3 protein-coding genes are annotated in these 12484 nt (G+C 60.9%); 2 read left to right on the top strand and 1 reads right to left on the bottom strand.

Translation table 11 applies throughout. From position 1 onward, the window contains the following. Positions 1–636: calcium-binding protein (locus tag AB4Z35_RS24010; RefSeq protein ID WP_442099822.1), on the top strand; the 636-nt coding region annotated here is incomplete at its 5' end. 198 nt (positions 637–834) lie between these two features. On the opposite strand, the gene AB4Z35_RS24005 is transcribed toward AB4Z35_RS24010, so the two are convergent. Continuing rightward, positions 835–1038 (bottom strand): hypothetical protein, encoded by a 204-nt coding sequence (locus tag AB4Z35_RS24005; RefSeq protein ID WP_442099820.1) that lies wholly within the window; start codon positions 1036–1038, stop codon positions 835–837. Positions 1039–1683: 645 nt separating this feature from the next. On the opposite strand from AB4Z35_RS24005, the gene AB4Z35_RS24000 reads away from it, so the two are divergent. Next, positions 1684–12369, top strand: coding sequence for a peroxidase family protein (locus AB4Z35_RS24000; RefSeq protein ID WP_442099818.1), 10686 nt, complete (start codon positions 1684–1686; stop codon positions 12367–12369). The last annotated feature ends 115 nt before the right edge of the window (positions 12370–12484 follow it).

The following is a 12484-nucleotide window of genomic DNA, read 5'->3' as shown; positions in this document are numbered from 1 at the left end:
AGCGGCAACTTTGCGGGCAGCGGCAACACGCTCGACAACACGCTCGGGGGTGGCGCGGGTAACGACTTCCTCGGCGGCGGTGGCGGTGCCGACACGATGCTCGGCGGTGGCGGTGCCGACACGATGTTCGGCGGTGTTGGCGACGATGTCTACGAAGTCACCGACCTTGGGGACGTGGTGGGCGAGCTCGCCGGTGCCGGCAGCGACACGGTCTGGACTTCGCTCGCGAGCTACACCTTGGGTGCCAACGTCGAGAATCTGTATTTCGGCGGCAGCGGTAACTTCGTGGGCACCGGCAACGAGCTCGCCAACATAATCGTGGGTGGTGCGGGTAACGACGTCCTCACCGGCGGTGGYGGTAACGACGTGATGAGTGGTGTCGTCGGCAACGATACGTTCGTGTTTGCTGTCGCGGGTTTCGGCAACGATACGATCCTGAACTTCGGAGCCAATCCGGTCGGGCAGGACTTGCTCAATATCACGGCGCTGGGGATCACCAGCGCGACGTTCGCTGCCAACGTGAGCATAACGGCTAACGGGGCGGACACGGTGGTTGGAATCGGAGTGGACTCCATCCGCCTTGTTGGTGTCAGCAGTGCGGCCGTTGATCAGACGGACTTCATTCTGGCCACCTGAGGTCCTGGTCAGTACTGTCGCAGGGAGCGTGGACAGCGGAGGGGAGGGCAATGGATGCCCTCCCTTTCTCCTTCCACTCAATTGCCTCATGACTGCATTCGGTGTGGGAATTCAGGGAGGGCTGAATCGACCAGGGTTTGCAGCGATAGCGATGAGCATGACGTTGCAAGCTGCTCTCAAACAATCGGAGACGTTCTTCTATTTTTCCGGCGTGAAATAGCTCTTCTCAATAGCTTTGCGAGTCGAGGCAATGATTTTCGTGCGAGTTCGTTCTTTCTCGACTGCTCGGGACAGGACTTGCGCTCCCACACATTGAGCGATGACGGCCCATGCCGCATCAGGGCTACCGAAACGATCGGCCCAGGCTTTCTGCATTTGCTTCAGGCCTTTTTCGACGGCCACCCGTATCTTCCCTCCGGTTCGGCGCGCGCAATCTCTCCACCCAAGTCTGGAAGGACACAGCCTTCTTCTGGATGAGGGACATGAAAGGTACTTGGGTAGTTACGCGCTGCGACGTTATTCCTTTGTTATTTGCACTCCCGCAGTTAGAAATAACATTTTGCTCTATACCTGCACTCAAATTTCTATATGTCGTTTAAAAACAGCTAGTTATACGACCTAACACCGGTCGTCTGTTTTAGTGGCGTAAAATTGACAAAGTTTTCCTATGGAACTTTAGTCTTAGTTATCGGGGGGCCCGCCCGCCTGAAGCTTGCCATCGCTTTGGCAACGCAAGGCGCGGTGACTCTCCTGAGAGGAGCAGAGCCATGTCGATCATTTCGTTCTTTTGCAGAGGGAGGGGGGTGTCCAGGATGTTCGCCTTCACTTCCAGATTCCATGACCCGCCCAGGGCTCGGATTCGCTCTGCCTGATCGCCCGGCGAGCAATTCATTTCGCGAATTCCAGGCGTGTATCCCGGGTCCCGGGTAACGCCAGATCTCTCGCAAAAAAACATAACCAACAAACTGCGCAAGCCAGCACTTGACTTGGCGCGGGAGGGTTTTCTCGTCCCGTGCCTTTACCCAAATAGATCGAGGGCAATCCAAAATGGCCAATTTCAACAAGTCGGACCTTGAGTTCATCCTTAAGCAAATCTTTATCGCAGAAGCGAATGCCGACGGCGCAAGCCTCATTGATTTGCTTCCCAACTCTCAGGTGCCGTTCGGCCTGCGTACCGTCGATGGCAGCTTCAACAACCTGGTCACCGGCCAGAGCGAGTTTGGCGCCGCGGACAATGCTTTCCCGCGCCTGCTTGATCCTTCCTTTCTGTCGCCGGCATACGCCGGGACAGGGTCGGTGACCGATCCGCAACCACGGATTATCAGTAACCTGATCGTCGACCAGACCGCCAATAACCCGGCGGCCTATGCCTCAGCGTTCGACCCGGGCCTGGACGGTGTGCTCAACTTCGGCTCGCCGGGTAATGACGACGTACTCAAGGATGGCGTACAGGTAGTCACCAGCCCCGGGCTGGATGGCGTATTCGGCACGACCGATGACAAGCCAGTGTTCTTCATGCCCAACGTGTCGCCGGACGTCGGCCTGACCGCCAGCTTCAACTCGTGGATGACTTTCTTCGGCCAGTTCTTCGACCACGGTCTCGACCTGGTCACCAAGAGCGCTACCGACTTCGTGTTTATTCCGCTGCAGCCGGACGATCCGTTGTTTGTGCTGAACAGCCCGACCAACTTTATGGTGCTGCCACGTGCAGTGCGTACCGCCGGCGCGGACGGAATACTCGGCACGACCGATGATGGCCAGCCCAACACCACCTCGCCGTTCGTCGACCAGAGCCAGACCTACAGCTCGCACCCCTCGCATCAGGTGTTCCTGCGCGAGTACGTCCTCAATGCGGCAGGCGATCCTGTTGCAACGGGACGCTTGATTACCAACCGCGATCTCGGCGCCGATGGCAAGTTCGGCACTGCCGATGATGGCAGCGGCGAAAATGGCGGCATGGCGACCTGGAAGGTGGTCAAGGCCCAGGCCCGTGACATTCTCGGCATCGACCTGACCGACGCCGATGTACACAACGTGCCATTGCTGGCAACCGATGCGTACGGCAACTTCATCCGCGGGCCGAGCGGCATGCCGCAGGTGGTGATGCGCATCGGTAACGGAGCTGACGGCATTGCCGGGACGGCTGATGACGTCACTCAACTGTTCGAAGGCAACCGGGCTGCTCCGATCAGTCTGGCCAACGCCGTGAGCACCGGGCATGGCTTCCTCGATGACATCGCCCACAATGCTGCGCCGGTTATCGTCGGTGGGGTTCTGCGGGTGGATGGCGACAGCGATGTCGGCAATGCGCAGCCAACTGACGGGGCCGGCAACAACCAGACCTATGACAACGAACTGCTCGACGCCCACTACATTGCCGGCGACGGCCGGGTAAACGAGAACATCGGCCTGACCACCGTGCACCATGTGTTCCACTCCGAGCACAACCGCCTGGTCCAGCAATCCAAGGACACCATCCTTGCTTCCGGCGACCTGGTCTTCCTCAATGAGTGGTTGATTGACGACGTAGCCGCAATACCGACTACCCCCGCCGGGATCGCGGCGCTGGTGTGGGACGGCGAACGCCTGTTCCAGGCCGCCAAGTTCGGTACCGAGATGCAGTACCAGCACCTGGTGTTCGAGGAGTTCGCGCGGACCATTCAGCCACAGGTCGACGGATTCCTTGCGCCCAACGGCTATGACACATCGATCAACCCGGCAATCCTCGCCGAGTTCGCCCACGTGGTGTACCGCTTCGGTCACTCGATGTTGACCGAGACCGTCGATCGCTTCGACCCCGCGTTCAATCCGCTGCTCACTAACCCGGCCAACCCGGACTCGCAACTGGGTCTGATCGCGGCCTTCCTCAACCCGCTGGCGTTCGCCAGCAGCGGGGTGACTGCGGACCAGGCGGCAGGGGCGATCGTTCGCGGTGTGACCCGCCAGGTCGGCAACGAGATCGATGAGTTCGTCACTGAAGCGTTGCGCAACAACCTGCTCGGTCTGCCGCTCGATTTGCCGAGCCTGAACCTGGCGCGTGGTCGCGACACCGGCATCCCCACCTTGAATGAGGCGCGGCGTGAGTTCTACGCATCAACCGGCGACAGCCAACTCAAGCCCTACATCAGTTGGGCTGACCTGGCGGACAGCCTCAAGCACCCCGAGTCGCTGGTCAACTTCATCGCAGCCTTTGGCACGCATAGCACGATCACGTCGGAGACCACGCTGGCAGGCAAACGCGCTGCAGCCTTTGCGCTGGTATTCAATGTTACGGGTTCGCCGGCTGATCGCCTGGACTTCCTCAACAGCACCGGTGACTATGCCAACGTAACGACGGCCGGCAAGGATGGAATACTGGGTAATGCCGATGACCTCACGGGCGTGACGATCACGGGCGTCGACGACATCGACTTCTGGGTCGGTGGCCTCGCCGAACAGAAGATGCCGTTCGGCGGCATGCTCGGCTCGACGTTCAACTTCGTGTTTGAAACCCAGATGGAGGCGTTGCAGAACGGTGACCGCTTCTACTACCTGTCGCGTACCGCGGGCCTGAACTTCGGCACTGAGCTTGAGAACAACTCCTTTGCCAAGCTGATCATGCTCAACACCGATGTCACCCACCTGGCGAACACCGTGTTCCTGACGCCGACGTTCACCCTCGAAGTGAATCAGGCCACTCAGTTCACCGGCCTTGGCCTGGATAGCCGCGCCGATCCGACGGGCGGCATCATGATCAACGGCGTGGAAGTCGTGCCGCTGGTGATTCGCGACAACCCCGACACCCCCGGTCCGGACACCAATTATCTGCAATACACCGGTGAAGACCATGTTGTCCTGGGCGGCACCGCCGGCGATGACATCATCATCTCTGGTGACGGCGATGACACCGTTTATGGCGACGCCGGCAACGACCGCCTCGAAGGCGGCGCCGGGAACGATGCGGTGCTGGGCGGCGCGGGCGATGACATCATCTCCGACTCGTTCGGTGACAACCGTCTGGAAGGTAATGCCGGTAACGATGTGATCGTGGTTGGCAGCATGCTGGCTGCAGGCAACCTGATCCTGGGTGGCGATGGCCAGGACTTCATCATCACCACCGAAGACATCAGCACCACCTTCGGCGGCCAGGGTGACGACTTCATCCTCGGTGCCAAGACCAACCTGCCACCTACCGGCAACGAAGGTGATGACTGGATCGAGAAGGGCACCCAGGACGGTGCGCCTGGCGATAACTTCTCGCCGCTGCTCAATGACGATGTGATCGGCAACGACATCTTTGTTGGTGGCGGTGGCTTCGACGAAATGATCGGCGAGGGTGGCGATGACATCTTTGTCGGCAGCGATGCCCAGGACAAGATGGACGGCATGTCCGGTTTCGACTGGGTGACCTACAAGAATGACAAGGTTGGCGTGACCGTTGACCTGAGCCTGGCCGCACTGGCGCAGCCACATGGCAATGCACCAAACCAGAATGCCGGCATATTCAATCCGGTCGGTGCCTCGCCAGCCTCGATTCTCGACCGTTTTGCCGAGGTCGAAGGCTTGTCCGGTTCGAGTTTCGGCGACGTACTCAAAGGCGACGATGTTGATGCAGTCACTATCATCAACCACGGCGGTACCACGGGCAGTGCGCTGACCAATGTGGCGTTGATCCGCGGCCTGGACCAGTTCCTCGCCGATGCTGGATTGCCGACCACCGGCTTTGCCACTGGCAACATCATCCTCGGCGGCAATGGCAGTGACCTGATCGAAGGTCGTGGTGGCGATGATCTGATCGACGGCGACAAATGGATCAACGTCAGAATTGCCGTTTATGCCCCTGGTGATGTCAACCATACCGGTCCCGAAATCGCCAGCTTCGACAGCATGGTCGACATGATCCCGTTCATGCTGGATCGCACCTATAACCCTGGTCAGCTCAAGGCCGTGCGGGAAATCATGCCCGGCACTTCGACTGGCGGGGCGGCCTTCGACACCGCCATTTTCTCCGGGGTTGCGTCCGAGTATACGGTTACCGTTGACAACCGCGGCACGGCCAATGTGGCGGACGATGTCTGGACAGTGGCCGATAACGTAGCGGGTCGCGACGGCACCGATACCCTGCTGCATATCGAACGCCTGCAGTTTGCCGATACCCAGCAAGTGCTGGTGCCAGGGCAGAATGCACAACCGGTTGGCAGACCTACCGTTTCGGATGGAAACGGCGGGGCGATAACGGTGGGCGACACGCTGACGGTCAGCGTGGCCGGGGTGCGTGATGGCAATAACGTCGCGCCGGGTAATCCGCAGGGGTTCATCACCAACTCCTCGGTGTCCTACATCTGGCAGTTCGAGGCCACTCCAGGCAGCGGCGTATTCGAGGACATCATCCTGCTGCCGGCTGGCGACCTGGCGTTCCAAAGCGCCGATGGTACCGCGTTCAAGGTCTCTCCTGACCTCGCCGGGTTGTCGTTGCGGGTCAAGGCGATCTATCAGGATGGTCACGGCACCACGGAGATCCTGTTCTCCACGCCGACGGCTACCGTAGTCGCCGGTGCACCGGTCACGCCAACGCCGCTGGTACCTGTAGTCGATGCCACCGCGGGTGGCGCGGGCCTTCATATGGTCCGCTCCGACCTCAACTTCATTCTTGACCAGATCAAGATTGCCGAGGCTGATGCGGCCGGTCAGGACATCCTCTCGCTGATCCCGAATATTCGTGCGCCATTAGGGCTGCGTACAGTCGACGGGTCGAACAACAACCTGATGAACCTCAACGGCAACAATCACACCGAGTTTGGTGCCGCCGATAACGTCTTCCCGCGCTTGACCGATCCGGTCTTCAATCCGGCGGAAGGTGCTCCTGCCGACTTCTTCGGTCCCGGCTCGCCGGCCGGCCCGGGAACGACGTATCAGCAGACCAGCGGCGCTGTGTTTGACTCGCAGCCGCGCACCATCAGTAACCTGATCGTCGACCAGACGGCGAATAACCCGGCGGCCTATGCCGCGGCTTTCGACCCGGGCTTGAACGGTGTGCTCGACTTCGGCGCGGTGGGTAATGACGACGTGCTCAAGGATGGCGTACAGATTGTCGTCAGCCCCGGCATGGATGGTCAGTTCGGTACTGRCGATGATCGCAATGTGTACTTTTTCGAGAACACCACGGCGGATGCGGGATTGTCCGCACCGTTCAACGCCTGGATGACCTTCTTCGGGCAGTTCTTCGATCATGGCCTGGACCTTGTCACCAAAGGTGGTTCGGGCACCGTGTTCATCCCGCTGAAACCGGACGATCCGCTGTTTGTGCCAGGCGGCAACACCAACTTCATGGTGCTGAGCCGCGCGACCAAMCTGCCAGGACCGGATGGCGTTCTCGGTACGGCCGACGACATCCATGAGCACACCAACACCACCTCGCCGTTCGTGGACCAGAACCAGACCTATAGCTCGCATCCTTCGCACCAGGTGTTCCTGCGCGCTTATCAAATGACCGATAGCGGCCCGATAGCTACCGGCAGGTTGATCACCAACCGTGACCTGGGGGGGGATGGCACGTTTGGTACCTTTGACGACGTTGAAATCGGTGGCATGGCGACCTGGAAGGTGGTCAAGGCGCAAGCCCGTGACATTCTCGGTATCAACCTGACCGACGCCGACGTCGATAATGCCCCRCTGTTGGCGACCGATGCCTATGGCAATTTCATCAAGGGGCCGCACGGCTTCCCGATGGTCGTGATGAAGGGGGTTGACGGCCTTGGCGGCACGCCGGATGACGTCCTTGTCGAAGGTGATCCGCTTGCTCCCGTTGACCTGACCGATGCTGTGCGCACCGGTCACCAGTTCCTTATCGACATTAACAACAATGCAGTGCCGGTGTTCAACAACCTTGGCGAGCTCGTTCCTGACGCGGACGACGTTGCTGGCAACGCCGTGCCGATCGATCCGCTGACCGGGGCCAAACTGGCCTACGACGACGAACTGCTGGATGCGCACTACATCGCTGGCGACGGCCGGGTCAACGAGAACATCGGTCTGACCGCGGTGCATGCGATCTTCCACTCCGAGCACAACCGCCTGGTCCAGCAAACCAAGGACACGGTGCTCGATTCGGGTGACGTGGCTTTCCTCAACGAGTGGCTGCTCACGCCGGTGGCCGCATTGCCAGCCACCCAGGCCGAGTTCGATGCGCTGGTATGGAATGGCGAGCGCTTGTTCCAGGCGGCCAAGTTCGGCACCGAGATGCAGTACCAGCACCTGGTGTTCGAGGAGTTTGCGCGGACCATCCAGCCCAACATCGACCTGTTCTTCGCACCAACCCAGGTCTATGACGTCGACCTCGATGCCTCGATCGTCGCCGAATTCGCCCACACCGTGTACCGGTTTGGTCACTCGATGCTGACCGAGACCGTCGATCGCTACGATATCGACTTCAACGTGGTGGGCGACGGCAATCCGAATGCCCTGGGCAATCAACAGACCGGCCTGATCGCGGCGTTCCTCAACCCGTTGGCGTACGCCGCCAGTGGCGTGTCGCCAGAGGATGCGACCAGTGCGATCATCCGTGGGGTGACCCGGCAAGCCGGTAACGAAATCGACGAGTTCGTCACCGAGGCGCTGCGCAATAACCTGCTCGGCTTGCCGCTCGACCTGCCGGCGCTCAACATCGCCCGTGGCCGCGACGTGGGGATTCCCTCACTCAATGCGATCCGCCGCGACATCTACAGCCAAACCGGCGATACCCAACTCAAGCCGTACAACAGCTGGGTTGATCTGATGCAGCACCTCAAACATCCGGAGTCGTTGATCAACTTCATCGCGGCCTATGGCACGCATGACACGATCACGTTGGCGACCACGCTGGCAGACAAACGCGCTGCAGCCATGGCGCTGGTACTCGGTGGTACGGGTGCGCCGGCTGACCGTTTGGACTTCCTCAACGGCACCAATTCCTGGGCCAACGTGACGCTGGCCGGCAAGGATGGGGTGCTGGGGACTACCGACGACCTGAAGGGTGTGACTATCACGGGCGTCGATGCCATCGACCTCTGGATCGGCGGCCTGGCCGAGCAGAAAACCCCGTTCGGCGGCATGCTCGGCACGACCTTCAACTTCGTGTTCGAGAACCAGCTGGAAAAACTGCAGGACGGCGACCGCTTCTACTACCTGGAGCGTACCTCTGGCCTGTCGATGAATGCCGAACTTGAAAGCAACTCGTTCGCCAAGCTGATCATGGCCAACACCTCGGCCACGCACTTGCCGGGCCTGGTGTTCTCGGACATGGCGTTCTATCTGGAAGTGGACCCGGGCAAGCAGTTCAACGAGGGCCTGCTCGCGGCCGATCCGTTCGGTCCGACCGGTGAACAGGTGGTGTTCCGTGACAACCCGCTGACCGTGGGGCTGGACACCAACTACATCAAGTACACAGGTGAAGAGCACATCGTACTGGGTGGCACCGACAACGCAGACATCCTCCTCTCGGGCGATGGCGATGACACGGTCTGGGGTGATGCCGGCAACGATCGCATCGACGGCGGTAACGGCAACGACCAGCTGCGCGGTGGTGCCGGCGACGACATCATCACCGACACCGGCGGCGACGATAACATCCAGGGTGGCGACGGCAACGACGTGCTGCACGGAGGCAACGGCATCAACCTGATCATTGGCGGGTTCGGCAACGACTTCATCGTGACCGGTGAGGACGCCTCCGAGGCCATTGGTGGCCAGGGCAACGACTTCATCCTGGGCAGCAAAGCCAACGAACAGGACATGGGTAACGAAGGCGACGACTGGATCGAGAAGGGCACCTCGGACGGTGCGCCTGGCGACAACTTCGATCCGCTCGGCAACGATCCGGTAATCGGCAACGATGTATTCATCGGCGGCAACGAGAACGATAAGTTCAACGGCGAAGGCGGCGACGACATCATGGTCGGCAGTCTCGGCTTCGGTGACCGCTATATCGGCGGCTCGGGCTATGACTGGGCGACCTTCAAGGATCTCGCCCAGGGCGTGACCATCGATTACAGCGACCGCTTCTTCGATGTGCCAGTGCAGCCGGGTTCGGGAGCTTCGGCACTGGTGCGTTTCGACATCATGGAAGGGCTGTCGGGTTCGTCCCACGGTGACTTCCTGCGCGGTGATAACGAAGATGCGACATCGCTACCCACCGCGGGTGCAACCGGCAGTGTGCTGACCAACATCAGCCTGATCAATGGCCTGGCGGGTCTGCTGCCAGTCGGAGCGACGTTCTTCGACGGCGGCAACATCATCCTCGGTGGCAGCGGCAGCGACCTCATAGAAGGTCGCGGTGGTGACGACATCATCGACGGTGACAAGTGGCTGAACGTGCGTATCAGCGTACGGGCAAACGCTGATGGAACTGGCGATGAAATCGCCACGTTCGACAGCATGGTGCCGATGGTTCAGGCGATGCTCAACGGTACTTACAACCCGGGCCAGCTGGTCATCGTGCGGGAGATTCTGACCGGCACTGACAGCTTCGACACCGCGGTGTTCTCCGGTAATTTTTCGGAGTACAGCGTCGCTGTCGATGGCAACACCGTCATCGTGACCGATCTGGTGGCGGGCCGTGATGGCGTCGATCGCCTGACGGGCATCGAGCGTCTGCAGTTCGCCGACCAGGCGCAGGCGTCCGGCGTTGGCACCGCCTTGAACAGCGGTCCTGTGGGGCGTCTGGCAATCCTCGATGCTACCACTGGTGCACGTACCGACGCGTCTGTCGCCGGCCAATTGCTGCGTGTCAGCGATCAGTCGGTCCGCGACGCGGACAACGTGAGTGCGGCCAATCCGACCGGCGCGGTTACCGGTCCCGTGGCTTACTACTGGCAGGTCGAAAACGTTGCCGGCTCAGGTATCTTTGAAGACATCACCTTTTTTGCCGCCGGTGAGGTATCGCGGGCGGTCGGCGCCACTTACCTGGTGACGGATGATGTCGCCGGTCTGAACCTCCGCGTTCGGGCGGTATATCAGGATGCCCAGGGTACGCTGGAGATCGTCGACTCGTCGGGGAACAACGCACCGACTGCCGGGCCGATCATCCTCGGGCTTGCGTTTCCGGACCAGGTGTTGACCGCCGACACGTCGACCATCATCGACGTCGATGGCCTCAGCAATCCGCAGTTCACCTTCCAGTGGCAGGAGACCAACGGGGTCACCTTCGTCGACATCGTCGGAGCCACCGCCAGCACGTTCACGCTTGGCCTGGCTCAGGTCGGCGATCAGGTGCGCGTGGTGGTCAGTTACGTGGATGACTTCGGTGCGGCCGAAAGCATTGCGTCTGACGCTACGGCCCCGGTGGCCGCCGGTGATGTGTTTGTCGGTACTGCCGGTGTCGACATATGGACCGGCACGACAGGCGACGACATTGCCAGCGGAGCTGCTGGCAACGACATCCTGAACGGCTTGGGCGGCAACGACCTCCTCAATGGTGATGCGGGCAATGACATTCTCATCGGCGGTACGGGTGCCGACATCATGGCTGGAGGTCTCGGCGACGATATCTTCGAAGTCACCGACCTTGGGGACGTGGTGACCGAGCTTGGCGGTGAGGGTATTGACACGGTCTGGACCTCGCTCGCGAGCTACACCCTGAGCGCCAACGTCGAGAATCTGTATTTCGGCGGCAGCGGCAACTTCGCGGGCACCGGCAACGCGCTCGCCAACACGCTCGTGGGCGGTGCGGGTAACGACGTCCTCATCGGTGCCGCAGGTGCCGACACGATGGCCGGCGGTGCTGGCAACGATGTCTACGAAGTCACCGAGCTTGGGGACGTGGTGATAGAGCTCGCCGGTGCCGGTAGCGACACGGTCTGGACCTCGCTTGCGAGCTACACCCTGGGTGCCAACGTCGAGAATCTGTTTTTCGGCGGCAGCGGCAACTTCGCGGGCACCGGTAACGTGCTCGGCAATACGATCGCGGGCGGTGCGGGTAACGACGTCCTCATCGGTGGCGCCGGTGCCGACACGATGGCCGGCGGTGCTGGCAACGATGTCTACGAAGCCACCGACCTTGGGGACGTGGTGATCGAGCTCGCCGGTGCCGGCAACGACACGGTCTGGACCTCGCTTGCGAGCTACAGCCTGGGTGCCAACGTCGAGAATCTGTTTTTCGGCGGCAGCGGCAACTTTGCGGGCACCGGCAACGTACTCGCCAACACGCTCGTGGGCGGTGCGGGTAACGACCTCCTCATCGGTGGCGCAGGTGCCGACACGATGGCCGGCGGTGCTGGCAACGATGTCTACGAAGTCACCGACCTTGGGGATGTGGTGATCGAGCTCGCCGGTGCCGGCAACGACACGGTCTGGACCTCGCTCGCGAGCTACACCTTGGGTGCCAACGTCGAAAATCTGTTTTTCGGCGGCAGCGGCAACTTCGCGGGCACCGGCAACGGGCTGGCCAACACGATCGTGGGTGGTGCGGGTAACGACGTTCTCATCGGCGGTGGCGGTAATGACGTGATGAGTGGCGGCGTCGCCGGCAACGATACTTTCGTGTTTGCTGCCGCGGGTTTCGGCAACGATACGATCCTGAACTTCGGAGCCAATTTGGCCGCAGAGCAGGACTTGCTCAATGTCACGGGGCTGGGGATCACCAGCGCGACGTTCGCTGCCAACGTGAGCATAGCGGCTGACGGGGCAGACACGGTGGTTGGGTTCGGGGCGGACTCCATCCGTCTTGTCGGCGTCAACAGCGCGGCCGTTGATCAGACGGACTTCATTCTGGCCACTTGAGGTCCTGGTCAGTACTGTCGCAGGGAGCGTGGACAGCGGAGGGGAGGGCAATGGATGCCCTCCCTTTCTCCTTCCATTCAATTGCCCATTAGCTATCGGGGTGCCAGCAGCGTAC

Source organism: Pseudomonas sp. KB_15 (assembly GCF_052114525.1).
In the GTDB taxonomy this organism is placed as follows: Bacteria; Pseudomonadota; Gammaproteobacteria; order Pseudomonadales; family Pseudomonadaceae; genus Aquipseudomonas.
The sequence above is the reverse complement of the archived record's forward strand: the minus strand, read 5'-3'. Positions and strand labels throughout refer to the sequence as shown.